The sequence below is a fragment of the Burkholderia sp. AU18528 genome, from assembly GCF_002223215.2.
GTDB lineage: Bacteria > Pseudomonadota > Gammaproteobacteria > Burkholderiales > Burkholderiaceae > Burkholderia > Burkholderia semiarida.
Window position 1 is genome coordinate 842,483 of record NZ_NKFC02000005.1, and the last position, 23,245, is coordinate 865,727.

General features: G+C 68.0%; 25 protein-coding genes and 1 pseudogene. 20 read left to right on the forward strand and 6 right to left on the reverse strand.

What is annotated here, in order from left to right; genetic code table 11:
• Window positions 1–114 precede the first annotated feature (114 nt).
• The 4 genes from CFB52_RS15560 to CFB52_RS15575 all read left to right on the forward strand — a co-directional run bounded on the left by CFB52_RS15560 (window position 115) and on the right by CFB52_RS15575 (window position 3,658).
• The gene (locus CFB52_RS15560; protein ID WP_059576424.1) at window positions 115–1,134 is read left to right on the forward strand and encodes a LacI family DNA-binding transcriptional regulator; all 1,020 of its coding nucleotides are present in this window, start codon (window positions 115–117) and stop codon (window positions 1,132–1,134) included.
• Window positions 1,131–2,411: an AGE family epimerase/isomerase gene (locus CFB52_RS15565; protein WP_059576421.1), complete on the forward strand. Its 1,281-nt coding sequence runs from the start codon at window positions 1,131–1,133 to the stop codon at window positions 2,409–2,411. The genes CFB52_RS15560 and CFB52_RS15565 overlap by 4 nt, the downstream gene beginning before the upstream one ends.
• Window positions 2,408–3,316 carry a carbohydrate kinase gene (locus CFB52_RS15570; RefSeq protein WP_059641250.1) on the forward strand — a complete coding sequence of 303 codons (909 nt, stop codon included), beginning with the start codon at window positions 2,408–2,410 and terminating at the stop codon, window positions 3,314–3,316. The genes CFB52_RS15565 and CFB52_RS15570 overlap by 4 nt, the downstream gene beginning before the upstream one ends.
• A gap of 120 nt (window positions 3,317–3,436) precedes the next feature.
• On the forward strand, window positions 3,437–3,658 hold the full coding sequence (locus tag CFB52_RS15575) for a hypothetical protein (protein ID WP_059576415.1): 222 nt from the start codon (window positions 3,437–3,439) through the stop codon (window positions 3,656–3,658).
• 58 nt (window positions 3,659–3,716) lie between these two features.
• On the opposite strand, the gene CFB52_RS15580 is transcribed toward CFB52_RS15575, so the two are convergent.
• Together CFB52_RS15580 and CFB52_RS15585 are read right to left on the reverse strand one after the other, a co-directional pair.
• Window positions 3,717–3,911, reverse strand: coding sequence for a DUF2905 domain-containing protein (locus CFB52_RS15580; protein ID WP_011546377.1), 195 nt, complete (start codon window positions 3,909–3,911; stop codon window positions 3,717–3,719).
• 44 nt (window positions 3,912–3,955) lie between these two features.
• On the reverse strand, window positions 3,956–5,146 hold the full coding sequence (locus CFB52_RS15585) for a class I SAM-dependent methyltransferase (RefSeq protein WP_059576412.1): 1,191 nt from the start codon (window positions 5,144–5,146) through the stop codon (window positions 3,956–3,958).
• Between the two features lie 13 nt (window positions 5,147–5,159).
• Here CFB52_RS15585 and CFB52_RS15590 point away from each other — a divergent pair, with 13 nt between their 5' ends.
• The 9 genes and pseudogenes from CFB52_RS15590 (at window position 5,160) to CFB52_RS15630 (ending at window position 12,177) form a co-directional block, all read left to right on the forward strand.
• Window positions 5,160–5,903, forward strand: a complete 744-nt coding sequence (locus CFB52_RS15590; protein ID WP_099316882.1) for an SDR family oxidoreductase — start codon at window positions 5,160–5,162, stop codon at window positions 5,901–5,903.
• Between the two features lie 75 nt (window positions 5,904–5,978).
• Window positions 5,979–6,383, forward strand: a complete 405-nt coding sequence (locus CFB52_RS15595) for a dihydroneopterin aldolase (RefSeq protein ID WP_059576406.1) — start codon at window positions 5,979–5,981, stop codon at window positions 6,381–6,383.
• Entirely contained in the window at window positions 6,380–7,375 is a 996-nt protein-coding gene (gene ttcA, locus CFB52_RS15600) for a tRNA 2-thiocytidine(32) synthetase TtcA (RefSeq protein WP_059576403.1), read from the forward strand. Before CFB52_RS15595 ends, ttcA begins: the two co-directional genes overlap by 4 nt.
• A 135-nt stretch (window positions 7,376–7,510) precedes the next feature.
• Window positions 7,511–8,872 carry a bifunctional UDP-N-acetylglucosamine diphosphorylase/glucosamine-1-phosphate N-acetyltransferase GlmU gene (glmU, locus tag CFB52_RS15605; RefSeq protein ID WP_059641238.1) on the forward strand — a complete coding sequence of 454 codons (1,362 nt, stop codon included), beginning with the start codon at window positions 7,511–7,513 and terminating at the stop codon, window positions 8,870–8,872.
• A 54-nt stretch (window positions 8,873–8,926) separates the two neighbouring features.
• Entirely contained in the window at window positions 8,927–10,744 is a 1,818-nt protein-coding gene (gene glmS, locus CFB52_RS15610) for a glutamine--fructose-6-phosphate transaminase (isomerizing) (protein ID WP_099316883.1), read from the forward strand.
• A 131-nt stretch (window positions 10,745–10,875) separates the two neighbouring features.
• A pseudogene (locus tag CFB52_RS15615) lies at window positions 10,876–11,121 on the forward strand (type II toxin-antitoxin system RelE/ParE family toxin); the annotation flags it as partial.
• A complete protein-coding gene (locus CFB52_RS15620; RefSeq protein WP_059576393.1) occupies window positions 11,117–11,437 on the forward strand; it encodes a DNA-binding transcriptional regulator in 321 nt (106 codons plus the stop codon). The pseudogene CFB52_RS15615 and the gene CFB52_RS15620, both read left to right, overlap by 5 nt.
• 69 nt (window positions 11,438–11,506) lie before the next feature.
• The gene (locus CFB52_RS15625) at window positions 11,507–11,959 is read left to right on the forward strand and encodes a hypothetical protein (RefSeq protein WP_059576388.1); all 453 of its coding nucleotides are present in this window, start codon (window positions 11,507–11,509) and stop codon (window positions 11,957–11,959) included.
• Window positions 11,959–12,177, forward strand: a complete 219-nt coding sequence (locus CFB52_RS15630; RefSeq protein WP_006477594.1) for a hypothetical protein — start codon at window positions 11,959–11,961, stop codon at window positions 12,175–12,177. Before CFB52_RS15625 ends, CFB52_RS15630 begins: the two co-directional genes overlap by 1 nt.
• A gap of 115 nt (window positions 12,178–12,292) precedes the next feature.
• Here the strand turns inward: CFB52_RS15630 and CFB52_RS15635 are convergent, their stop codons facing one another.
• Together CFB52_RS15635 and CFB52_RS15640 are read right to left on the reverse strand one after the other, a co-directional pair.
• Window positions 12,293–13,129 (reverse strand): FTR1 family protein, encoded by an 837-nt coding sequence (locus CFB52_RS15635; RefSeq protein WP_059576386.1) that lies wholly within the window; start codon window positions 13,127–13,129, stop codon window positions 12,293–12,295.
• A 12-nt stretch (window positions 13,130–13,141) separates the two neighbouring features.
• A complete protein-coding gene (locus tag CFB52_RS15640; RefSeq protein ID WP_006488047.1) occupies window positions 13,142–13,474 on the reverse strand; it encodes a cupredoxin domain-containing protein in 333 nt (110 codons plus the stop codon).
• Window positions 13,475–13,805: 331 nt separating this feature from the next.
• On the opposite strand from CFB52_RS15640, the gene CFB52_RS15650 reads away from it, so the two are divergent.
• A complete protein-coding gene (locus tag CFB52_RS15650; RefSeq protein ID WP_059576472.1) occupies window positions 13,806–14,006 on the forward strand; it encodes a heavy-metal-associated domain-containing protein in 201 nt (66 codons plus the stop codon).
• Between the two features lie 58 nt (window positions 14,007–14,064).
• Here CFB52_RS15650 and CFB52_RS15655 read toward each other — a convergent pair whose 3' ends face one another.
• Complete coding sequence (locus tag CFB52_RS15655; RefSeq protein WP_099316884.1) at window positions 14,065–15,555, reverse strand: aldehyde dehydrogenase; 1,491 nt, start codon at window positions 15,553–15,555, stop codon at window positions 14,065–14,067.
• Window positions 15,556–15,643: 88 nt separating this feature from the next.
• On the reverse strand, window positions 15,644–16,195 hold the full coding sequence (locus tag CFB52_RS15660; protein ID WP_059576469.1) for a cupin domain-containing protein: 552 nt from the start codon (window positions 16,193–16,195) through the stop codon (window positions 15,644–15,646).
• 434 nt (window positions 16,196–16,629) lie between these two features.
• On the opposite strand from CFB52_RS15660, the gene CFB52_RS35090 reads away from it, so the two are divergent.
• The 6 genes from CFB52_RS35090 to CFB52_RS15695 all read left to right on the forward strand — a co-directional run bounded on the left by CFB52_RS35090 (window position 16,630) and on the right by CFB52_RS15695 (window position 23,245).
• Window positions 16,630–16,812, forward strand: coding sequence for a hypothetical protein (locus CFB52_RS35090; RefSeq protein ID WP_059576381.1), 183 nt, complete (start codon window positions 16,630–16,632; stop codon window positions 16,810–16,812).
• A gap of 283 nt (window positions 16,813–17,095) precedes the next feature.
• Window positions 17,096–17,881 (forward strand): gamma-glutamyl-gamma-aminobutyrate hydrolase family protein, encoded by a 786-nt coding sequence (locus CFB52_RS15675; protein WP_059576375.1) that lies wholly within the window; start codon window positions 17,096–17,098, stop codon window positions 17,879–17,881.
• 28 nt (window positions 17,882–17,909) lie between these two features.
• Entirely contained in the window at window positions 17,910–19,247 is a 1,338-nt protein-coding gene (locus tag CFB52_RS15680) for a glutamine synthetase family protein (protein WP_059576368.1), read from the forward strand.
• Window positions 19,248–19,281: 34 nt separating this feature from the next.
• Window positions 19,282–20,724 carry an aspartate aminotransferase family protein gene (locus tag CFB52_RS15685; protein WP_099316885.1) on the forward strand — a complete coding sequence of 481 codons (1,443 nt, stop codon included), beginning with the start codon at window positions 19,282–19,284 and terminating at the stop codon, window positions 20,722–20,724.
• Window positions 20,725–20,786: 62 nt separating this feature from the next.
• Complete coding sequence (locus CFB52_RS15690) at window positions 20,787–21,902, forward strand: polyamine ABC transporter substrate-binding protein (RefSeq protein ID WP_059583859.1); 1,116 nt, start codon at window positions 20,787–20,789, stop codon at window positions 21,900–21,902.
• A gap of 188 nt (window positions 21,903–22,090) precedes the next feature.
• Window positions 22,091–23,245, forward strand: a complete 1,155-nt coding sequence (locus tag CFB52_RS15695; RefSeq protein ID WP_099316886.1) for an ABC transporter ATP-binding protein — start codon at window positions 22,091–22,093, stop codon at window positions 23,243–23,245.

A 23,245-nucleotide genomic window follows, 5' to 3' on the forward strand; every position in this document is an offset into this window, starting at 1 on the left:
GATTAGCGCTTAAAAATCCGCTATTTGCGGGTATTCCCCGGTTATCCGGCCCGAATTCCGCGATACGTTTTACTATACAATCGCCTCCACCCTAAACAAACCGGACCCCGAACGATGGGTACGACCATTCGCGATGTGGCGCGGGCGGCTGAGGTTTCGATCGGCACCGTCTCCCGCGCGCTGAAAAACCAGCCCGGCCTGTCCGAAGCCACGCGCGCGCGCATCGTCGGGATCGCGCAGCAGCTCGGCTACGATCCCGCCCAGCTGCGGCCGCGCATCCGCCGGCTCACTTTCCTGCTGCACCGGCAGCACAACCGCTTTCCCGCGAGCCCGTTCTTCTCGCACGTGCTGCACGGCGTCGAGGACGCGTGCCGCGAGCGCGGCATCGTCCCGACGCTGCTCACGGTCGGCCCGAACGACGACGTGCTGCGCCAGATGCGCCCACACGCGCCCGATGCGATCGCGGTCGCCGGCTTCATCGAGCCCGAGACGATCGAGGCGCTCGCCGCCACCGGCCGGCCGCTCGTGCTGATCGACCTGTGGGCGCCCGGGCTGCGCTCGGTCAACATCGACAACGCGACCGGCGCGGCACTCGCGATGCGCCACCTGCTCGCCACCGGCCGCTCGCGGATCGCCTTCATCGGCGGCTCGGCCGCGCACTACAGCATCGCGCAGCGCGCGATCGGCTATCGGCGCGCGTTCTTCGAAGCCGGGCGGCTGTTCGATCCCGCGTACGAAGTGACGATCGACGCCGGGCTCGACCCCGACACGGGCGCCGCGCGTGCGATGGAGCAACTACTCGACGCGCCGGGCCCGCGGCCCGAAGCCGTGTTCGCGTACAACGACGCGGCCGCGCTGGCCGCGCAGCGCGTGTGCATCGCGCGCGGGCTGCGGATTCCGGACGACATCGCGATCGTCGGCTTCGACGACATCCCGGCCGCCGCGCACGCGAGCCCGCCGCTCACGACGCTCGCGGTCGACAAGGAAGCGCTGGGCCGCCGCGGCGTCGAGCTGCTGCTCGCCGAAGCGCCCGAGCGCACCGAGATTTCCCTGCCCGTCGAGCTGATCGTGCGGGCCAGCAGCCAGCCCGCCGGCTCCCCGGCACTCGATACCGCCACGGTCCAAGAATCATGAACATGCCTCCGGTCCAACCCCGCGCCGCCGCGCCGGCCGGCCACGCGCCAGCCGCACCGTTCGTCGCGAGCTTCCGCGATCCGTCGTTCCTGCTGTCGCACGTCGAAGACACGCTGCGCTTCTACGCGGCCAACGCATTCGACCCGACGGGCGGCTTCTACCACTACTTCCGCGACGACGGCAGCATCTACAACCGCACGTCCCGCCATCTCGTCAGCAGTTGCCGGTTCGTCTTCAACTACGCGATGGCGTACCGGCATTTCGGCGATCCGCGCCACCTGGAATACGCGCGCCACGGGCTGCGCTTCCTGCGCGACGCGCACTGGGACGACGCGCTGCAGGGCTACGACTGGGAGCTCGACTGGCGCGACGGCGCGAAGCGCGCGACGCTCGACGGCACGCGCCACTGCTACGGCCTCGCGTTCGTGCTGCTCGCGGCCGCCCACGCGACGATGGCCGGCATCGACGAAGCGCGCCCGCTGATCGCGGCCACCTACGAGCTCGCCGAGCACCGCTTCTGGGATGCGGCCGCGGGCCTCTATGCGGACGACGCGACGCCGAACTGGAACGTATCGACGTATCGCGGCCAGAACGCGAACATGCACATGACGGAAGCGCTGCTCGCCGCCTACGAGGCGACCGGCCACCTCACGTACCTCGATCGCGCGGAAAAGCTCGCCACCCACATCACGCAGCGCCAGGCCGCGCTGTCGGGCGGGCTCGTGTGGGAGCACTACCATGCGGACTGGTCGGTCGACTGGGACTACAACAAGGAAGACAGCTCGAACATCTTCCGCCCGTGGGGCTTCCAGCCCGGGCACCAGACCGAATGGGCGAAGCTGCTGCTGATCCTCGAGCGGCACCGCCCGCTCGACTGGCTCGTGCCGCGCGCGACCGAGCTGTTCGACGCGGCGCTCACGCACGCATGGGACGCCGATCACGGCGGCCTCTGCTACGGCTTCGGCCCGGACTTCACGATCTGCGACCACAACAAATATTTCTGGGTGCAGGCGGAAACCTTCGCGGCGGCCGCGATGCTCGGCGCGCGCACCGGCAGCGAGCGTTTCTGGGACTGGTACGACGAGATCTGGCGCTACAGCTGGGCGCACTTCGTCGATCACCGCTACGGCGCGTGGTACCGGATCCTCACCTGCGACAACCGCAAGTACAGCGACGAGAAAAGCCCGGCCGGCAAGACCGACTACCACACGATGGGCGCCTGCTACGACGTGCTCGCGACCCTCGCGCGCGCGCAACGCAGCGAGCCGACGCAATGAGCGGCGGCACGTTTCCGGCTTTCGTGTCGGCGGGCGACATCCTGACCGACATGGTGCGCGCGGGCGACGCGCAGTGGACGTCGGTGCCCGGCGGCGCCGGCTGGAACGTCGCGCGCGCGGTCGCGCGGCTCGGCGTGCCGAGCGCGCTCGCCGGCGCGATCGGCGAAGACTGCTTCTCCGACGTGCTGTGGCGCGCGAGCGAAGCGGCCGGCCTCGACCTGCGCTTCCTGCAGCGCGTCGCGCGGCCGCCGCTGCTCGCGATCGTCCACGAGACGCGCCCGCCCGCGTACTTCTTCATCGGCGAAGCGAGCGCCGATCTCGCGTTCGATCCGGCACGGCTGCCGGCCGGCTGGACCGATCACGTGAAATGGGCGCATTTCGGCTGCATCAGCCTCGTGCGCGAACCGCTCGCGAGCACGCTGGCCGCGCTCGCGGCCGACCTGCATGCGCGCGGCGTGAAGATCAGCTTCGACCCGAACGTGCGGAACCTGATGACGGCCGCGTACCGGCCGACGCTGGAGAAGATGGCCGCCCTCGCCGACCTGATCAAGGTGTCCGACGAAGACCTGCGGCACCTGTTCGGCGGCGACGGCCCCGACGCGATCGCGGCGGTGCGCGCGCTGAACCCACGGGCGGCCGTGCTCGTCACGCGCGGCGCGCAGGCGGCCACGCTCCACGCGGACGGCGACGTGCACGAAGCCAGCCCGCCGCGCGTCGAGGTGGCCGACACCGTCGGCGCGGGCGACGCGTCGATCGGCGGCCTGCTGTTCAGCCTGATGGCCGCGCCGCGGCGCGGCTGGCGCGAGCATCTCGCGTTCGCGGTGGCGGCCGGCGCCGCCGCGTGCCGGCATACGGGCGCGCACGCCCCGACGCTCGACGAGGTCGTCGCGCTGCTCGAAGGGTGAAGGCACGCTGAAGAGGCGACGAAGGGACGGTGGCCGGCCGCCGATCGGTCACCGATAAACCGCATTCACCATGCTGCGCCGCAGTGCTACGATGAAGCGTCCTATTGCGGGAGAGGCACGATGGACACGAACACGTTCACCAAAGGCATCTACACGGCCAAGGCGCATACGCACCGCTCGGACAACGGCGAGTTTCAGGGCTACGTGATCCTCGCGCGGGACGACGGCGACGAGACGGAAAACATGCGCTACGACGTCCACACGACGAGTTCGAGCGAGGAAGAAGCGTTCGAGGAAGCCAAGGCGCTCGCGCACCGGATCCTCGGCGAGATCGAGCTGTGACGCGCAGCACCCTCACGCGCGCGCCGCGGTGCGACCGCGACGCGCCGTCCCGCTCGATTCAGAGCAGCCGCGCCACCATCGATACCAGCATCGTCAGCACCAGCGTCGACATGAACGGGAACGGGTAGCGCCGCCCGCCGAGCGTCAGCGTGACGTCGCCCGGCATCCGCCCGATGCCGAGCTTGCCGAGCCACGGCCAGCAGCGCGTGAGGATCATCACCGCGATGAACGTCGTCAATAGCCAGCGCAGCATGCCTGAGGCCCGTTTACATGGGGAACGTACATGTGTCGCGCCCGTCAGAGCGCGTGCGAACGGTCGCCGCGCGCGAACGCGTCGAGCGTGCCGTCGATCCCGCGCGAAAACGCGATCACCTTGAACAGCTCGCCCATCTCGGCCTCCGAGATCAGCTTCTGCACCGCGTTCGCGGCCGGCAGGAACGCGTGGACGTCGGACGGATCGATCGCGGCCAGCGCGTCGGTGATGCCCGCGTTCAACAGGAAGCGCGCCTGCGACGTGTAGCCGAGCAGATCGGCGCCGGTCGCGACGCCCGCGTCGTAGATGCCGGTGAATTCGACGTGCGCGGTGATGTCCTGCAGGCCCGGGTACACGAACGGGTCGTCGTGCGCGTGGTGGCGGTAGTGGCACATCAGCGTGCCGCGGTCGCGCTGCGGGTGGTAGTACTCGTGCGCGGGGAAACCGTAGTCGACCAGCAGCACCGCGCCGCGCGCGAGCATCGTGCAGACGGTGCGCGTGAACGCCAGCGCGGCCTCGTGCGTTTCGGTCACGTAGCCGTCGCCGACGTCCAGCCCCGCGAGCACCGCCGGCAACGCGGCCGCGCCGACCGGCCGGTCGTCGAACACGAACGCCTGCCGCGCGTCGAGCGCGACGCCGCGCTCGCGCCACGCGCCGTCCGCCTTCGCGAAGAGGCGCACCGGCATCGCGTCGAGCACCTCGTTGCCGACCACGACACCCTCGAACCGCTCGGGCAGCGCGTCGAGCCAGCGCACCTTCGCGGCCCGCGCCGGCACCGCGGCTTCGATCGTGTCGCGCTGCCGTTCGCGCAGTTCGCCGGACAGGTCGACGATCAGGTATTCGTCGAGTTCGACGCCCGGCGCGTCGAGCGCCGCGAGCAGCCCGGCCGCGAGCTTGCCCGTGCCGGCGCCGAATTCCATCACGCGGCGCGTGCCGCTCGCCGCCAGTGCTTCGGCGACCGGATTCGCGAGCGTCTGCGCGAATAGCGGCGACAGCTCGGGCGCGGTGACGAAGTCGCTGCCGTCGTCGGCGCGACGCCCGAACTTGCGCGCGCCGCCGCTGTAATAACCGAGGCCCGGCGCATACAGCGCGCGCTCCATGAAGCGGTCGAACGGCAGCCAGCCGCCGGCCGTCGCGATCTCGTCGCGCAGTTGCGCGGCGAGGGTTTCGGACTGCGCGAGCGCGTCAGGGCCGGGAGCAGGTAAACTAGCGGGTTCGTGAGCTTTCGGGTTCATCCCGGCATTGTAAATGACCGTTTCAGCCGATACGTCGACCCCACGCGTGGTGCTCGTCACGGGCGCCCTGGGCAGCGCGGCCGACGCCGCGTCGATCGGCCGTGCGCTCGCGACGGGTTTCGCCCGCCGCGGCTGGGACGTCGCGCTGCAGCGCGGCCACGGCGCGCCGCGCGCGGCCGCCGACGCGCTCGTCGCCGAAGTCGCGGCGCTCGGCCGTCGCGCGGCCGTGCTCGACGCCGATCTGGCCCTGGAAACCGATGCGGCCGCGCTCGTCGCCGCGTGCGGCGAAGCGCTCGGCCGGCCCGCGTGCGCGGTGTTCGTCAGCGCCAGCGCCGGCGCCGACGACGCGCACACGGTGGACGGCGCGTCGCTCGCTGCTGCGCTCGCACGCAACGTGACGGCGCCGCTCGCCTTGGCGCGCGCACTCGCCGACGCGACGCCCGACGCCGCGCGCGACGACGAAACGCTGCGCGCGTGCGCGATCCACGTACTGGATCAGGCCCTGTTTCACCCGGCACCGGCGCAACTGTCGCACGCGCTGATGCAGGCCGCACTGAACCGCGCGACGTCGGCGCTCGCGCTGGCGCTCGCGCCGAAGGTGCGGGTCGCGGCGCTGGTGCGCGGCCACGCGCCGCACGCGGACGACATCGCGGCGGCCGCCTGCTATCTCGCGAGCGCGCCCGGCGTCACCGGCGCGACACTGACCGTCGACGGCGGCGAGCACCTGGTGCCGCCGGCCGCCGGCCCGAATGAATGAACCGCGCGGGCGCGGCCTGAGAGCCGCCGCCCGCGCCGCTTTGCGTGCGCGCACGCCAATTTGACTGGGACGACCATGTTTTCCGCTCTCCTGCACCCCCGCCTCGCGGATTGCCGCAGGCTCTACCTGCGCGACTACGAGGTGCACATCAACATCGGGGCCTTCGAACACGAGAAGCGCGGCGAACAACGCGTCGTCATCAACATCGACCTGTTTGTGCCGCTCGCGCTGTCCACCCCCGTCGACGACCGGCTGCACGAAGTCGTCGACTACGACCTGATGAAGCAGAGCGTCGCGCAGTGCCTGGCGCGCGGCCACATCCACCTGCAGGAAACGCTGTGCGATTCGATCGCCGCGCACCTGCTGGCGCACGACACCGTGCGCGCGGTACGCGTCCGTACCGAGAAACCGGACGCCTATCCGGACTGCGACGCCGTCGGCGTCGAAGTCTTTCGCATCAAGGACGAGGAGCGCGCATGAACGCCCCCCACATGAACGACACGGCGGCCGACGCCGCCACGCTGGACGACGCCGCCGCGTCGGCCGGCCGCCCCGCGCTCACGCGCCGCGAGCAGAAGGAAGCGTACGAGAACAACAAGCTGTTCAAGCGGATCGTGCGCCAGGTCGGCCAGGCGATCGGCGACTACAACATGATCGAGAACGGCGACAAGGTGATGGTGTGCCTGTCGGGCGGCAAGGACAGCTACGCGATGCTCGACGTGCTGCTGCGGCTGCGCGAGCGCGCGCCGATCGACTTCGACATCGTCGCGGTGAACCTCGACCAGAAGCAGCCGGGCTTCCCCGAGCACGTGCTGCCCGAATACCTGACGCAGGTCGGCGTGCCGTTCCACATCGAGAACCAGGACACCTACAGCATCGTCAAGCGGCTCGTGCCGGAAGGCAAGACGACCTGCTCGCTGTGCTCGCGGCTGCGCCGCGGGATCCTGTACCGCGTGGCCGGCGAGCTCGGCGCGACCAAGATCGCGCTCGGCCATCACCGCGACGACATCGTGCAGACGCTGCTGCTGAACATGTTCTACGGCGGCAAGCTGAAGGGGATGCCGCCGAAGCTGCAGTCGGACGACGGCAGGAACATCGTGATCCGCCCGCTCGCGTACGTGAAGGAAACCGATCTCGAGAAATACGCGGAATTGCGCGAATTCCCGATCATCCCGTGCAACCTGTGCGGCAGCCAGCCGAACCTGAAGCGCGCGGAAATGAAGGCGCTGATCCGCGACTGGGACAAGCGCTTCCCGGGCCGCGTCGACAACATGTTCAACGCGCTCGCGAAGGTCGTGCCGTCGCACCTGATGGACACGACGCTGTATCCGTTCCAGTCGCTGCGCGCGACGGGCGAGGCCGACCCGCAAGGCGACATCGCGTTCGACGAGGAACCGTGCGCGTCGGGTGACGAGTCGGCGGCGCCGGGCGCCGCCCGGCCGATCTCGATCGTCCAGTTCGACGACCTGTAAGCAGGGGCGGAACAGCCGCCGGAACCGGGCGCCGGCCGCCCTTTCCGGCGCCGTCGCCCCGCCGCGACAGGCCCGGAGCGCCAGGGGCCGCATGCTAAAATGGACAGCTTCGAACTCCTCTGACAAGCTGGCGCCATGAATATCGTGATTTTGGCGGCAGGCACCGGCAAGCGCATGCGCTCCGCGCTGCCGAAAGTGCTTCACCCCCTGGCCGGCAGGCCGCTCCTCTCCCACGTCATCGACACCGCACGCACGCTGCAGCCGTCCCGGCTGGTCGTCGTCGTCGGTCACGGCGCCGAGCAGGTCCAGGCCGCCGTCGCCGCGCCCGACGTCCAGTTCGCGGTGCAGGCCGAACAGCTCGGCACCGGCCACGCGGTGCGCCAGGCGCTGCCGCTGCTCGATCCCGCGCAACCGACGCTCGTGCTGTACGGCGACGTGCCGCTCACGCGCGCGTCGACGCTGCGCCGTCTCGTCGATGCCGCGCACGACGGCCGCTACGGGATCCTGACCGTCACGCTCGACGATCCGACCGGCTACGGCCGGATCGTGCGCGACGCGGCCGGCTTCGTCACGCGCATCGTCGAGCAGAAGGATGCGTCGCCGGACGAGCTGAAGATCGCCGAGATCAACACCGGCATCATCGTCACGCCCACCGCCCAGCTGTCGATGTGGCTCGGCGCGCTGAAGAACGAAAACGCGCAGGGCGAGTACTACCTGACCGACGTCGTCGAACTCGCGATCGAGGCCGGCTTCGAGGTCGTCACGTCGCAACCCGACGACGAATGGGAAACGCTCGGCGTGAACAGCAAGGCGCAGCTCGCGGAGCTCGAACGCATTCACCAGCGCAACGTGGCCGACGCGCTGCTCGCCGACGGCGTCACGCTCGCCGATCCGGCGCGCGTCGACGTGCGCGGCACGCTGCGCTGCGGCCGTGACGTGTCGATCGACGTGAACTGCGTGTTCGAAGGCAACGTGACGCTCGCCGACGACGTGACGATCGGCGCGAACTGCGTGATCCGCAACGCATCGATCGGCGCGGGCACGCGCATCGACGCGTTCACGCACATCGACGGCGCCACGCTCGGCGCGAACACCGTGATCGGCCCGTACGCGCGGCTGCGCCCCGGCGCGCAGCTCGCTGACGAAGCCCACGTCGGCAACTTCGTCGAGGTGAAGAACGCGGTGATCGGCCACGGCTCGAAGGCGAACCATCTCACGTACATCGGCGACGCCGACATCGGCGCGCGCGTGAACATCGGCGCGGGCACGATCACCTGCAACTACGACGGCGCGAACAAGTTCCGCACCGTGATCGAGGACGACGTGTTCGTCGGCTCCGACACGCAGCTCGTCGCGCCCGTGCGCGTCGGCCGCGGCGTGACGATCGCCGCCGGCACGACGATCTGGAAGGACGTCGCCGAAGGCGTCCTCGCGTTGAACGAGAAGACGCAGACCGCGAAGAGCGGCTACGTCCGCCCGGTCAAGAAGAAGAGCTGAACCTTTTGCGGGCGCCCGCGCGGCGCCCGCGTCGACTTACAGGACTGACCATTCATGTGCGGCATTGTCGGCGCAGTTGCGCAGCGTAATATCGTTCCGGTGCTGATCGAAGGATTGCGGCGCCTCGAATACCGTGGCTACGACTCGTGCGGCGTCGCCGTGCTCGAGCCCGACGCACCGAAGCGCGCGCGCAGCGTCGCGCGCGTCGCCGATCTCGATGCGCAGGTGCGCGAGACGCACCTCGAAGGCTCGACCGGCGTCGCGCACACGCGCTGGGCTACGCACGGCGCGCCCGTCACGCACAACGCGCACCCGATCTTCTCGTCGAACGCGCTCGCGCTCGTGCACAACGGCATCATCGAGAACTTCGAGACGCTGCGCGAAACGCTGCGCGCGAAGGGCTACGAATTCGTGTCGCAGACCGACACCGAAGTGATCGCACACCTCGTGCACAGCCTGTACCGCGGCAACCTGTTCGACGCGGTGCGCGAAGCCGTTCACCAGCTGCACGGCGCGTATGCGATCGCCGTGATCCACAAGGACCAGCCGCACACCGTCGTTGGCGCGCGCCAGGGTTCGCCGCTCGTCGTCGGTCACGGCGACGGCGAGAACTTCCTCGCGTCCGACGCGCTCGCGCTCGCGGGCAGCACCGACCGCTTCACGTTCCTCGAGGAAGGCGACGTGTGCGAGCTGTCGCTCGACGGCGTGACGGTCGTCGATCGCCACGGCGCCACCGTGCAGCGCGAGATCCGCGTGGTCAGCGCGTACGGCGGCGCGGTCGAGCTCGGGCCCTATCGCCATTTCATGCAGAAGGAAATCTTCGAGCAGCCGCGCGCGATCGGCGACACCGTGCCGCAGACGGAAGCCTTCGACGCGACGCTGTTCGGCGATGCCGCACCCGCCGCGTTCGCCGAGATCGACAGCCTGCTGATCCTCGCGTGCGGCACGAGCTACTACTCGGGCCTCACCGCGAAGTACTGGCTCGAATCGATCGCGAAGATCCCGACCCAGGTCGAGATCGCCAGCGAATACCGCTACCGCGAGTCGGTGCCGAACCCGCGCCAGCTCGTGCTCGTGATCTCGCAATCGGGCGAGACGGCCGATACGCTCGCGGCGCTCAAGCATGCGCAGTCGCTCGGCCATACGCATACGCTCGCGGTGTGCAACGTCGCGACGAGCGCGATGGTGCGCCTGACCGAGATGCAGTTCCTGACGCACGCGGGCACCGAGATCGGCGTCGCGTCGACGAAGGCGTTCACCACGCAGCTCGTCGCGCTGTTCGTGCTGGCCGCGACGCTCGGCAAGCTGCGCAGGCACGTGGACGCCGCGCAGGAAGCGCAATTCGTGAAGGAGCTGCGCCACCTGCCGGCCGCGCTGAACAGCGTGCTCGCGCTCGAGCCGCAGATCATCGCGTGGTCGGAGGAATTCGCGCGCAAGGAAAACGCGCTGTTCCTCGGCCGCGGGCTGCACTACCCGATCGCGCTCGAAGGCGCGCTGAAGCTGAAGGAAATCTCGTACATCCACGCCGAAGCCTATCCGGCCGGCGAGCTGAAGCACGGGCCGCTCGCGCTCGTCACCGAAGCGATGCCGGTGGTGACGGTCGCGCCGAACGACACGCTGCTCGAGAAGCTGAAGTCGAACATGCAGGAAGTGCGCGCGCGCGGCGGCGAGCTGTACGTGTTCGCCGATGCCGACACGCAGATCGTCAACGACGACGGCCTGCACGTGATCCGGATGCCGGAGCACTACGGCCAGCTGTCGCCGATCCTGCACGTCGTGCCGCTGCAACTGCTCGCGTATCACACCGCGTGCGCGCGCGGCACCGACGTCGACAAGCCGCGCAACCTCGCGAAATCGGTGACGGTGGAGTAATGCCGCGCGACGGGATGGCCCCCTCGCCGGGCCGTCCCGACCGCGTGCGCGCGCAAGGCAGGCCATTCGGCCAGGTCGAAATATGTACCACGTAGTGGTATATAATCCGGTGCTGACTCGACCGGCTCGACATGCCTGCATCCGTACGACGCGTGTTCAAGACGAAGGGGTTTCACCAGGCAGCCGGGAAAGCGGGAATCGCCGATGGCGAGCTCTGCCGCGCGGTGCGGGAACTGGCCCGCGGCCAGGGCGTCGATCCCGGCGGCAATGTCTGGAAGAGGCGCCTCGGAAAGCTCGCCGCGGACGTAGGTCGACACACCGACAGCGACATCGCGACGCCGGTCGCACTGAAAGCGCTTGTGGAGATTTGCAATGGCCAAGGGTCGATTCAAGAGCGACGCAACGGAGGCGATCCACAGCGCCGCGTCGGGGCTTTATCGCGCCAACCTGCTCGACAAGAAGACGATGCGGGAATACGACGATCTCTGCATCGAAGCCGCGCCGCAATTCGATCCGGAAGCGATCGCCCGCATCCGCAAGTCGGTCAACGTCAGCCAGAGCGTGTTCGCGCTCTACCTGAACACGACGACGTCGACGATCCGCCAATGGGAACAGGGCGACAAGCGGCCGAGCGGCATCGCCGCGCGCATGCTTCAGATCGTCGAAAAACACGGGCTCGAGGTGTTCTCCTGAGCCGGCTTCCCCGACTGCCCATGCACGGCCCGGCCGCACGCGCGCCGCAACGAATGTGACGGAGAGACAATGGTAAGACTGTTTGGATGCGGATTGCTGGCGCTGACGTTCGCGTCGACGAGTTGGGCCGCCGAGCACTATGTCGAGGTCTGGAACCCGCCCGAGGCGCGGCAACCCGCGGCTCGCACGCCGGCTGCGCGCCCGGGCGCCGACGCGCGTACCGGCAAGAGCGCGGAGAAGCACGCGAGCGCCACGCCGAAAGCCGCCGCGAAACCGCACAAGCGCCGCGTCGCGCAGGCCGTGAAAGCCGGCCCGCACCGCCCGGCCGCCACCGCGACCGACACGCCGGCCGCCCCGCGCCCCGTGGCGCAACCCGCGCCGGGGCATCTCACGGTGATGCAGCCGGGCGCACCGGACGCGACGCATGCGCTCACGTTCTCCGACATCCCGCGTCAATACACGCCGGACGGCAACGTGCTGCAGGTCGGCACGCACGGCCGCTCCGCGGAGGTGACTCGATAATGGAAGCGCAGACCTACCACGGCTACCAGATCTGGGGCCACGCGATCCTGCAGCAGGACGAGATCATGCAGCCCGAGCGCTTCGCGGCGAGCGGCACGATCACGCAGAACAACCGGCTGGTCGAGGCGTCGGGCGTGCTCGGCGTGTTCGACACCGAAGACGACGCGCGCGATGCAGGGCTCGAATGGGCGCGCGCGTGGATCGACAACCACAGCTGACCGAACGCAAGCGCGCATCCACGGCCGTCACCGATGAGGCCGCGCAGGTGCGGCGCGCACCGCAAATGAAGAAGGGGCGTCCGCGACGCCCCTTCTTTCATTCGAACCCCTCGACTCACGCCGCGGCGTGCGGCGGCCTCACCGTCTCCCGCGGCCGGCCGACGAGCCGTGCCAGCACGACGATCGCCACCAGCGTCGCGACGTACACGGCAATCTGGATACCCGCCGGGCGCGCGGTATAGCCGACGAGCGTATGCAGCGCCTTGCCGACGATGCTCGATTCCTTGAGCAGCCACGACGTGTCCCACACCGCATCGCCCCACGACGGCACGAGGCCCGCGGCCAGCAGGAAGCCGACGCACTGGCTTGCCATGCCCGCCGCCAGCAACACGATCAACCCGTTGGTGACGGAGAACAGGCGCTTGAGCGGAATCTGCAGCAGGCCCGCATACATCGCATAGCCGAGGCCCGCGCCGCCGAGCACGCCGAGCAGCCCGCCCGCGATCATCTGCGGCGTCTGCCCCGGGTCTCCCGCCGCGATCCCGTACAGGAACAGCACGGCCTCGGAACCCTCGCGCAGCACCGCGACGCCGACCACGATCGCGAGCCCGGTCAGCGGCCGGCGGCCGGCCGCGACCGCCCGGCCGACCTCGCCCATGTGCAGCGCCATTTCGCGGCCGTGCCGGCTCATCCAGATGCAGTGCCACGCGAGCATCAGCGTCGCGACGAACATCACGCCCGCGTTGAAGACCTCCTGCCCCATGCCGGACGCCCATTGCGAGATCACGTCGGCGAACGCCGCGATCAGGCCGGCGCCGACCACGCCGCCGACCAGCCCGCCGCCCACCCACCAGCCGCGCCGCGGCACGCCCTTCGTGGCGGCCATCACGATCGAGACCACCAGCGCGGCCTCGAGCACTTCACGAAAGACGATCAGGGCAGTGGACAGCATGTCGGTATCGGCTTACTTGACGGTCAGGTGCGTCTTCGACTGCGCTTCGTGATACTCGTCGTGGAACTCGTAGGTCCCGGCCTTCAGCGGCCCGACGAGGATCTCGACCGACTTGCCGGCCGGCACGACCTTCTCCGCCTTGAAGTCGTCGCTCTCGAATTCGGCGGGCGTCGCGTCGAGGTTCTTCACGACGAATTTCACCTTCTTGCCGGCAGGAATCGTCACGCCGTCCGGCGAAAACTTGTGGTCCTTCAGCGTGAGGTTGACGACGTCGTCGGCAGCGAAGGCGGACGTGGCCGACGCGCCCAGCAGGGCCAGTGCGAAACCGATAGCGAAACGGGTCATGTGCGTAATGGTTTGAAATATGGAAGGGAATCGATACTAAGATCGATTCGCATTTTCACCCCGAAGTACCCTTACTCGCGGCATGGAGATCGTGCACCGTCGATGCGACGCGCGCGTTGCCGCGCAAGGCTTTGCCGGGTTTTTCCGGCAATGCACGGCCGTCAATCGGGAAAGATTCGGACTGACGCACGCATGCAAATGCCCATTCGTCAGACCTCAGCATTACAAATGGCTGATGCGATGCCCACCGCCGTATGCGGCGCTTGACCTTCCTACCGTGGCAAGCTTCATGCTGAACGTATTCGTCAACCACCAATCCGGAGAACACACGATGGAATTCGAAGTCCAGGACATGACCTGCGGCGGTTGCGCCAACGCGATCACGCGCGCGGTGACGGCCGCCGATCCCGCCGCGAAGCTCGACATCGATGTCGCGGCGAAGATCGTCAAGGTCGAGTCGGCGCAAGGCGCCGAACGCGTGCGGTCGATCATCGAAGCCGCCGGCTTCCATCCCGCGCTGCGCAGCGCGTAACGCGCTTGCGATCGCCGGCGCACCGCCGAACGGCGAGGCGCCGGCAGCCGGCCACACGTCAGCGCAGCCGGATCAGCGTCGACTTCAGTTCGGTGTACTTCTCGAGCGCGTGCAGCGACTTGTCGCGGCCGTTGCCCGACTGCTTGTAGCCGCCGAACGGGAAGTTCATGTCGCCGCCCTCGTCATAGCAGTTCACCCACACCGTGCCCGCGCGCAGCCGGCGCGACACGTCGTGCGCGGTCGTCAGGTTCGACGTCCATACGGCCGCGGCCAGCCCGTACTCGGTGTCGTTCGCGATCCTGACGGCCTCGTCGACGTCGTCGAACACGATCACCGACAGCACGGGCCCGAAGATTTCCTCGCGCGCGATCTTCGCATCGGGCTTCACCTCGAACACCGTCGGCTCGACGTAGAAGCCGCCCGTTTCCGCATGCACGCGCGCGCCGCCGGTAACGAGCCGGCCTTCGCCGCGCCCCGCCTCGATGTAACCGAGCACGCGCTCGAGCTGGATGCCGTCGACGATCGCGCCCATCGACACCGACGGATCGAGCGGATTGCCCGGCACGTACGCGCGCGCGGCCGCGACGAGCTTCTCGATGAACGCATCCTTGATGTCGCGATGCACGAGCAGCCGGGAGCCCGCCGTGCACATCTCGCCCATGTTGTAGAAGATCGCGCCGGCCGCCGTCTGCGCCGCGCGGTCGAGATCGGGGCAGTCGGGCAGCACGATGTTCGGCGACTTGCCGCCGAGCTCCAGCCACGCGCGCTTCAGGTTCGACTGCGCCGCATACTGCATGATCAGCTTGCCGACCGCCGTCGAGCCCGTGAACGCGATGCAGTCGACGTCGCGATGCAGCGCGAGCAGCTTGCCCGGCTCGCCCGCGCCCGGCACCACGTTGAACACGCCGGCCGGCATGCCGGCCTCGAACGCGAGCTGCGCGACGCGGATCGCGGTCAGCGGCGATTTCTCCGACGGCTTCAGCACGACGCTGTTGCCGGCCGCGAGCGCGGGGCCGAATTTCCATGCGGCCATCAGGATCGGGAAATTCCACGGCACGACGGCGGCCACCACGCCGACCGGCTCGCGCGTGACGAGGCCGACGAGATGGTGATCGGCCGGCGCGACCTCGCCGCCGACCTTGTCGATCGCCTCGGCGAACCATTCGACGCAGTACGCGGCGCCCGGCACGTCGACCGTCGTCGTGTCGCCGATCGGCTTGCCCGCGTCGAGCGTCTCGAGCAGCGACAGCTCGTCGAGATGCGCGCGCATCAGCGCGGCCCAGCGCAGCAGCACGGCCTTGCGCTCGCGCGGGTTCAGGCCGGCCCACACGCCCGCATCGAACGCGCGGCGCGCGGCCGCGACGGCGGCGTTCACGTCCGCTTCGCCGCAGTCGGCGACCTTCGCCAGCACGCGGCCGTCGATCGGGCTCACGCAGTCGAACGTCTTGCCACCGTGTGCGTCGCGCGACGCGCCATCGATGAATGCGCGCCCTTCGATCTCGAGCGACGCCGCCTTGCGTTGCCAGTCAGCCAAAGTCAACTTGTTCATCGGGATACCTCAATGTTGTGGCATTCGCGATGCGGCACGCCGCGCGCGTGGCACGCGGCCGGCCTGCAGCGAATGCGGTGACGCGCGGTCAGAAGGTCGCCGGCGAATTGGCCGAGACGACCTCGCAGATCAGTTCCGCGCTGGGATTGCGAAAACGATGCGGCAAACGGCTTTCGAAGTAGTAGCCGTCTCCGGGGTCGAGCAGCCACGTCACGCCGTCGACGGTCAGCTCGAGCCGGCCCGACACGACGACGCCGCCCTCGTGCCCCGCGTGCACCAGCATCTCGGGGCCCGTGTCGGCCAGCGGCTGATAGGTTTCGCGCAGGATGCACATGTTGCGGTCCTTCACGTTCGCGCCGACGAGCTGAAACGCGAGCGACTCGTTGCCGAGGTTCGGCATCTCGTCGCGACGCGACACGATCGCGCGCGATTCGACGAGCTCGAACGTGAAGAACTCGGCGAGACTCATCGGAATGCATTCGAGCAGTTTCTTCAGCGAGCCGACCGACGGGCTCACGCGCCCCTGTTCGATCAGCGAGATCGTGCCGTTGGTGACGCCGGCGCGTTTCGCGAGTTCGCGCTGCGACAGGCCATGCTTGTTGCGCACGAAACGCAGGCGCTCGGCGACTTCGGTGGACATCGATTCGGTTTCGGACACGATAAGTGCGATGACAAAGTGAAACGACGCATGGGACAGCCGTTGAATATTCTAATCACTTTATGACGCACATCAGCGGGGAAAACCCTGAAAGGCGTTCGAAATAATGGACGGCGCGCCGACTATTCCCTTTACGAATCTTTTATTCATACTGCTCGGGAAAGCCCTGATGCAGGACCATTAAAAAACATTTGACGCCGTTATTGGCTCGTATATGCTGGCTCTCAGGTCAGCGTCAAAGCGGCATCGCAATGCAGCAATCGATGCCCGTCAATGTTGAATGACGCAGGGCCGGCGCCTCGATTATTTTAAACGCCCCGCGCGTCGAAACGATCAGGTGTTCAATACTTTCAACAAACCAGTCGAGTGTAATCGTGAGAGTCCGTGGCCCTCTGGTGAGGTGGGATCGAGGCGATGTGCGAAGTTTGCGCAGCGCCGGTCCCGCTTCCGACGGCAGTTGCGGCTGGCATAGTCCTCGCCTGCTTCACCTGTCGATCTACACCATCCTGTCCCGTCGTTCCGTTCGGCGCCACAACGCCGTTTCCGCACGCGCATTCGTCGCCGTCGATACCGACGAAGTGGCGTCGCTGCTGCCGTAGCGCCTCTCCTTTCTTTACGCCGTTCGTTTCGTCCGCCGATTCGCCAACCGCATCGTCCATGCGGTGACGGAACGCGTGCGCGCATGCGTTGCCGCGTCGCGCATCGCGATGAACCGAACGACGGCCTGACCGTCGCGCGCAGCGCGGATCACCACGCCATCCCGTTGCGCCCATTCACCAGCGGCCGTGCGCCTCGCGCCCGGCTGCGGGGTCGTGTCGCGCCCGCGTTTTGCCGCATTCGGCTCGAGGCACGTCACGTCCCTACGGATTACTGATTGACGTCATGGAAAGGAAACCTCTCGTCGGCATCACCGCCGACCTCACCCAGATCGGCGCCCACGCGTCGCATACGGTCGGCGACAAGTACGTCGCCGCGATCGTCGACGGCGCGCAGGCGCTCGCGATGGTGCTGCCGGCCCTCGGCGAGCGCCAGTCGACCGACGACGTGCTCGACGCGGTCGACGGGCTGCTGTTTACCGGCAGCTACTCGAACGTCGAGCCGCATCTGTATGGCGGCGAACCGAGTGCGCCGGGCACGAAGCACGACCCGGCGCGCGACGCGACGACGCTGCCGCTGCTGCGTGCGGCCATCGTCGCGGGCGTGCCCGTGCTCGCCGTATGCCGCGGCTTCCAGGAGCTGAACGTCGTCTTCGGCGGCACGCTGCACCAGCACGTGCACGACGTGCCCGGCCTCGCCGATCACCGCGAGGACGACGACGCGCCGCTGGACACGCAATACGGCCCGGCGCACGTCGTGCGCCTGACGCCCGGCGGCAAGCTGCATGCGCTCGCCGGCGGCCGCGACGAAGTGCACGTGAACTCGCTGCACAAGCAGGGCATCGCGCGGCTCGGCGCGGGCCTCGCGATCGAGGCCGTCGCGCCGGACGGCCTGATCGAGGCCGTGAGCGTCGCCGACGCGCCGGCATTCGCGCTCGCCGTGCAGTGGCATCCGGAATGGCGGCACGCGCAGAACCCGCTGTCGAGCGCGATCTTCCGCGCGTTCGGCGACGCCTGCCGCGCCCGCCGCGCCGCCCGCACGCGGGCCACGGCCGCCGCCGCGCTCGCCTGAGCGCGCCCACCAGACAACGAGAACAGACATGCAAGACATCGAAGGCTTTCTGAAGCAGCACCGGATCACCGAGATCGAAGCGATCATTCCCGACATGGCCGGCATCGCGCGCGGCAAGATCACGCCGCGCAACAAGTTCACGTCCGGCGAATCGATGCGCCTGCCGCAGGCCGTGATGGTGCAGACCGTCACCGGCGACTATCCGGAAGACGGATCGCTCACCGGCGTGACCGACCCCGACATGGTGTGCGTGCCCGACACGTCGACGATCCGCCTGATCCCGTGGGCCGTCGACCCGACCGCGCAGGTGATCCACGACTGCGTGCATTTCGACGGCTCGCCGGTCGAGATCTCGCCGCGCTACGTGCTGCGCCGCGTGCTCGACCTGTACAAGGCGAAGGGCTGGAAGCCCGTCGTCGCACCCGAGCTGGAGTTCTACCTGGTCGACATGAACAAGGACCCCGACCTGCCGCTGCGCCCGCCGGTCGGCCGCACGGGACGCCCGGAAACGGGCCGCCAGTCGTATTCGATCGAGGCCGTCAACGAGTTCGACCCGCTGTTCGAGGACATCTACGAGTACTGCGAAGCACAGAACCTCGACATCGACACGCTGATCCACGAAGTCGGCGCCGCGCAGATGGAGATCAACTTCATGCACGGCGACGCGCTGTCGCTCGCCGACCAGGTGTTCCTGTTCAAGCGCACGGTGCGCGAGGCCGCGCTGCGTCACAACATGTACGCGACGTTCATGGCCAAGCCGATGGAGGATGAACCGGGCTCGGCGATGCACGTGCACCAGAGCATCGTCGACGAGGAAACGGGCCAGAACCTGTTCACGTCGCAGGAGACGGGCGGCGCGACGTCGATGTTCTACAACTACCTCGCGGGGCTGCAGAAGTACACGCCGGCGCTGATGCCGATCTTCGCGCCGTACATCAACTCGTACCGCCGCCTGTCGCGCTTCATGGCCGCGCCGATCAACGTGCAGTGGGGCTACGACAACCGCACGGTGGGGTTCCGCATTCCGCATTCGGGCCCGGCCGCGCGCCGCATCGAAAACCGCATCCCGGGCGTGGACTGCAACCCGTACCTCGCGCTCGCCGCGACGCTCGCGGCCGGCTACCTCGGCATGACGCAGCGCCTGGAGCCGACCGAGCCGCTGGTGAGCGACGGCTACAGCCTGCCGTACCAGTTGCCGCGCAATCTCGAGGAAGGGCTGACGCTGATGGCCGCGTGCGAGCCGCTCGGCGAGATCCTCGGGCCCAAGTTCCTGAAGGCGTATTTCGCGCTGAAGGAAACCGAATACGAAGCGTTCTTCCGCGTGATCAGCTCGTGGGAACGCCGCCATCTGCTGCTGCACGTGTAAGCGTGCCAACCGCATACGGAATCACGGAGGAAACATGACTTACCGCAACGAATCTGCCTGGATCCAGCCGGCCGCGCCGAGCGCCACGGCCGCCGCGCCGCGCGCGACGCAGGCGCGCTCGACCGCCGAATACCGCGCGCTCGACGCCGCGCACCACATCCACCCGTTCTCGGACATGGGCGCGCTCAACCGTGCCGGCAGCCGCGTGATCGTGAAGGCCGACGGCGTCTACCTGTGGGACTCGGACGGCAACAAGATCATCGACGGGATGGCCGGCCTCTGGTGCGTGAACGTCGGCTACGGCCGCAAGGAGCTCGCCGACGCCGCGTATCGCCAGATCCAGGAACTGCCGTTCTACAACACGTTCTTCAAGACCACGCACCCGCCGATCATCGAGCTTTCCGCGATGCTCGCGGAAGTGACACCCGCCGGTTTCAACCACTTCTTCTACTGCAACAGCGGCTCGGAAGGCAACGACACCGTGCTGCGCCTCGTGCACCAGTACTGGCGCGTGCAGGGCAAGCCGCAGAAGAAATACGTGATCTCGCGCAGGAACGGCTATCACGGCTCGACGATCGCGGGCGGCACGCTCGGCGGGATGGGCTACATGCACGAGCAGATGCCGTCGAAGGTCGAGCACATCGTGCATATCGACCAGCCGTATTTCTTCGGCGAAGCACAGCCGGGCGAGACGCCCGAAGCGTTCGGCCTCGCGCGTGCGCAGCAGCTCGAGGCGAAGATTCTCGAACTCGGCGCGGACAACGTCGCCGCGTTCATCGGCGAGCCGTTCCAGGGCGCGGGCGGCGTGATCTTCCCGCCGTCGACGTACTGGCCGGAAATCCAGCGGATCTGCCGCAAGTACGACATCCTGCTGGTGGCCGACGAGGTGATCGGCGGGTTCGGGCGCACCGGCGAATGGTTCGCGCATCAGCACTTCGGCTTCGAGCCGGACCTGATCACGATGGCGAAGGGCCTGACGTCGGGCTACGTACCGATGGGCGCGGTGGGCATCCACGAGCGCGTCGCGCGCCCGATCATCGACAACGGCGAATTCAACCACGGCCTCACGTATTCGGGCCACCCGGTGGCGGCGGCCGTCGCGGTCGCGAACCTGAAGCTGCTGCGCGACGAAGGGATCGTCGAGCGCGTGAAGACCGACACGGGCCCCTACTTCCAGGCGCTGATGCGCGAAACCTTCGCACGTCATCCGATCGTCGGCGAAGTGCACGGCCACGGGATGGTCACGAGCCTGCAACTGGCCGAAGCGCCGGCCGAACGCCGCCGCTTCGCGAACGGCGGCGACGTCGGCACGATCTGCCGCGACTTCTGCTTCAACGGCAACCTGATCATGCGCGCGACCGGCGACCGGATGCTGCTGTCGCCGCCGCTCGTGATCTCGCGCCAGGAAATCGACGAGCTCGTGTCGAAGGCGAAGAAGGCCGTCGACGCCACCGCCCAGCAACTGGGTATTTCGTAACGGTTTTGCCTACAGGCGTGCGGCGGGCGCCGCACGCCGCCATCATCCAGGGGAATTCCACCATGCGTGCCTGCTTACTTCGCCAAGCCTGTTCCATCGCGGCCCTTGCCGCAGTGGCCGCGTTCACGTCGGTCGCCAGCCCGTCGGCCCATGCCGAGGACCTGAACGTCTACAACTGGTCCGACTACATCGCGCCGGACACGATCCCGAACTTCCAGAAGCAGACGGGTATCCACGTCAAGTACGACAACTACGACAGCGACGACACGCTTCAGGCGAAGCTGCTGGCCGGCAGCTCCGGCTACGACATCGTCGTGCCGACCTCGAACTACATGGCCAAGCAGATCCAGGCCGGCGTGTACCAGAAGCTCGACAAGTCGAAGATCCCGAACCTCGCGAACCTCGACCCGCTGCTGATGAAGATGATCGCCGACGCCGACCCGGGCAACCAGTACGGCGTGCCCTGGGCGTACGGCACGGACGGCATCGGCTACAACGCGCAGGCGGTGAAGAAGGCGCTCGGCGACAAGGCGCCGGTCGACAGCTGGGCGCTGGTGTTCGACCCGGCCAACATGGAAAAGCTGAAGAGCTGCGGCGTGTCGTTCCTCGACCAGGCCGTGGACGTGTTCGCCGCCACGCTGCAGTACATGGGCAAGGATCCGAACAGCAAGAACCCGGCCGATTACCAGGCTGCGTTCGAGGTCCTGAAGAAAGTCCGCCCGTACATCACCCAGTTCAATTCGTCCGGCTACATCAACGACCTCGCGAACAACGACGTGTGCGTCGTGCTCGGCTGGTCGGGCGACGTCGGCATCGCGCACCGCCGCTCGGCCGAGGCGAAGCGCTCGTACGACATCAAGTTCGCGAACCCGAAGGAAGGCGGCCTGCTGTGGTTCGACGTGATGGTGGTCCCGAAGGATGCGCCGCACCCGGAAGCCGCGATGAAGTGGATCAACTACATTTCCGACCCGAAGGTCAACGCGGCGATCACCAACACGGTGTTCTACCCGACCGCGAACAAGGCCGCGCACCCGTTCGTCACGCCGGCCGTCGCGCAGGACCCGACCGTCTACCCGCCCGAAGACGTGCTGAAGAAGATGGTGCTGATGAAGCCGATGCCGGCCGACATCCTGCGCCTCGAGAACCGTCTGTGGGCGCAGTTGAAGACGGGCCACTGACCGCCATGCATCGCGGCGGCGCAGGCATCGCGGTACGCCTGCCCGCCTGAGATCCGCGGACGTCCGTCCGCCCGCGCGCCACGCGCGCGCTGTTCCATCCGGCACGAGCCGTTGCTCGCGAGTCGCGTTGCGCGCCTCGCGCGGGGACGCTCACGCCTGCAATCCGTGAAGAACGAATGGTGACTCCCATGCAATCGATACCCTCTTCCGCTGCCGCACGCCAGACCCAACCGGCCGCCGCGCCCCGTACGCAGAGCGATGCATTCGTGCGCATCGAAAACGTCGTGAAGAAATTCGGCGACAGCACGGCCGTCGACAACGTGAACCTGACGATCGCGAAGAACGAGCTGTTCGCGCTGCTCGGCAGCTCGGGCTGCGGCAAGTCCACGCTGCTGCGCATGCTCGCCGGGCTGGAAACGGCCACCTCCGGCAAGATCTTCGTCGACGGCGAGGACCTCGCGTCGCTGCCGCCGTACCGCCGCCCGGTCAACATGATGTTCCAGTCGTACGCGCTGTTCCCGCACATGACGGTCGAGTCGAACGTCGCGTTCGGTCTGAAGCAGGAAGGCACGCCGAAGAACGAGATCAGGGAGCGCGTGGCCGATGCGCTCGCGCTCGTGCAGATGAGCAAGTATGCGAAGCGCAAGCCGCATCAGCTGTCGGGCGGCCAGCAGCAGCGCGTCGCGCTGGCCCGCTCGCTGGTGAAACGCCCGAAGCTGCTGCTGCTCGACGAGCCGATGTCCGCGCTCGACAAGAAGATCCGCCAGAAGACCCAGCTCGAACTCGTGAACATCATCGAGAAGGTCGACGTGACCTGCGTGATGGTCACGCACGATCAGGAAGAAGCGATGACGATGGCGAGCCGCCTCGCGGTGATGAGCGAAGGCAAGATCGTGCAGATCGGCTCGCCCGGCGAAGTCTACGAATACCCGAACAGCCGCTTCTCGGCCGAATTCATCGGCTCGACGAACCTGTTCGAGGGGCGCGTGGTCGAGGACGAGCCCGATCACATCTTCGTCGAGAGCGACGACCTCGAAACCCGCATGTACGTGAGCCACGGCGTGACCGGCCCGCTCGGCATGCCGGTCGGCATCTCGGTGCGCCCGGAGCGCATCCACGTGTCGCGCGAGAAGCCGGGCTCGAAGCACAACTGGGCGCGCGGCGTCGTCACCGACATCGCGTACATGGGCAGCTATTCGCTGTATCACGTGCGCCTGCCGAGCGGCAAGACGGTGGTGTCGAACCTGTCGAGCTCGCACCTGATGAACGACGGTGCGCCGGCGTGGAACGACGACGTGTTCGTGTCGTGGTCGCCGGCCAGCGGCGTCGTGCTGACGCAGTGA

Coding starts and splice junctions, on each gene's coding strand:
- CFB52_RS15560 (WP_059576424.1), top strand. CDS start 115: ATGGGTACGACCATTCGCGATGTGGCGCGGGCGGCTGAGGTTTCGATC.
- CFB52_RS15565 (WP_059576421.1), top strand. CDS start 1,131: ATGAACATGCCTCCGGTCCAACCCCGCGCCGCCGCGCCGGCCGGCCAC.
- CFB52_RS15570 (WP_059641250.1), top strand. CDS start 2,408: ATGAGCGGCGGCACGTTTCCGGCTTTCGTGTCGGCGGGCGACATCCTG.
- CFB52_RS15575 (WP_059576415.1), top strand. CDS start 3,437: ATGGACACGAACACGTTCACCAAAGGCATCTACACGGCCAAGGCGCAT.
- CFB52_RS15580 (WP_011546377.1), bottom strand. CDS start 3,911: ATGCTGCGCTGGCTATTGACGACGTTCATCGCGGTGATGATCCTCACG.
- CFB52_RS15585 (WP_059576412.1), bottom strand. CDS start 5,146: ATGAACCCGAAAGCTCACGAACCCGCTAGTTTACCTGCTCCCGGCCCT.
- CFB52_RS15590 (WP_099316882.1), top strand. CDS start 5,160: ATGACCGTTTCAGCCGATACGTCGACCCCACGCGTGGTGCTCGTCACG.
- CFB52_RS15595 (WP_059576406.1), top strand. CDS start 5,979: ATGTTTTCCGCTCTCCTGCACCCCCGCCTCGCGGATTGCCGCAGGCTC.
- ttcA (WP_059576403.1), top strand. CDS start 6,380: ATGAACGCCCCCCACATGAACGACACGGCGGCCGACGCCGCCACGCTG.
- glmU (WP_059641238.1), top strand. CDS start 7,511: ATGAATATCGTGATTTTGGCGGCAGGCACCGGCAAGCGCATGCGCTCC.
- glmS (WP_099316883.1), top strand. CDS start 8,927: ATGTGCGGCATTGTCGGCGCAGTTGCGCAGCGTAATATCGTTCCGGTG.
- CFB52_RS15620 (WP_059576393.1), top strand. CDS start 11,117: ATGGCCAAGGGTCGATTCAAGAGCGACGCAACGGAGGCGATCCACAGC.
- CFB52_RS15625 (WP_059576388.1), top strand. CDS start 11,507: ATGGTAAGACTGTTTGGATGCGGATTGCTGGCGCTGACGTTCGCGTCG.
- CFB52_RS15630 (WP_006477594.1), top strand. CDS start 11,959: ATGGAAGCGCAGACCTACCACGGCTACCAGATCTGGGGCCACGCGATC.
- CFB52_RS15635 (WP_059576386.1), bottom strand. CDS start 13,129: ATGCTGTCCACTGCCCTGATCGTCTTTCGTGAAGTGCTCGAGGCCGCG.
- CFB52_RS15640 (WP_006488047.1), bottom strand. CDS start 13,474: ATGACCCGTTTCGCTATCGGTTTCGCACTGGCCCTGCTGGGCGCGTCG.
- CFB52_RS15650 (WP_059576472.1), top strand. CDS start 13,806: ATGGAATTCGAAGTCCAGGACATGACCTGCGGCGGTTGCGCCAACGCG.
- CFB52_RS15655 (WP_099316884.1), bottom strand. CDS start 15,555: ATGAACAAGTTGACTTTGGCTGACTGGCAACGCAAGGCGGCGTCGCTC.
- CFB52_RS15660 (WP_059576469.1), bottom strand. CDS start 16,195: ATGTCCACCGAAGTCGCCGAGCGCCTGCGTTTCGTGCGCAACAAGCAT.
- CFB52_RS15675 (WP_059576375.1), top strand. CDS start 17,096: ATGGAAAGGAAACCTCTCGTCGGCATCACCGCCGACCTCACCCAGATC.
- CFB52_RS15680 (WP_059576368.1), top strand. CDS start 17,910: ATGCAAGACATCGAAGGCTTTCTGAAGCAGCACCGGATCACCGAGATC.
- CFB52_RS15685 (WP_099316885.1), top strand. CDS start 19,282: ATGACTTACCGCAACGAATCTGCCTGGATCCAGCCGGCCGCGCCGAGC.
- CFB52_RS15690 (WP_059583859.1), top strand. CDS start 20,787: ATGCGTGCCTGCTTACTTCGCCAAGCCTGTTCCATCGCGGCCCTTGCC.
- CFB52_RS15695 (WP_099316886.1), top strand. CDS start 22,091: ATGCAATCGATACCCTCTTCCGCTGCCGCACGCCAGACCCAACCGGCC.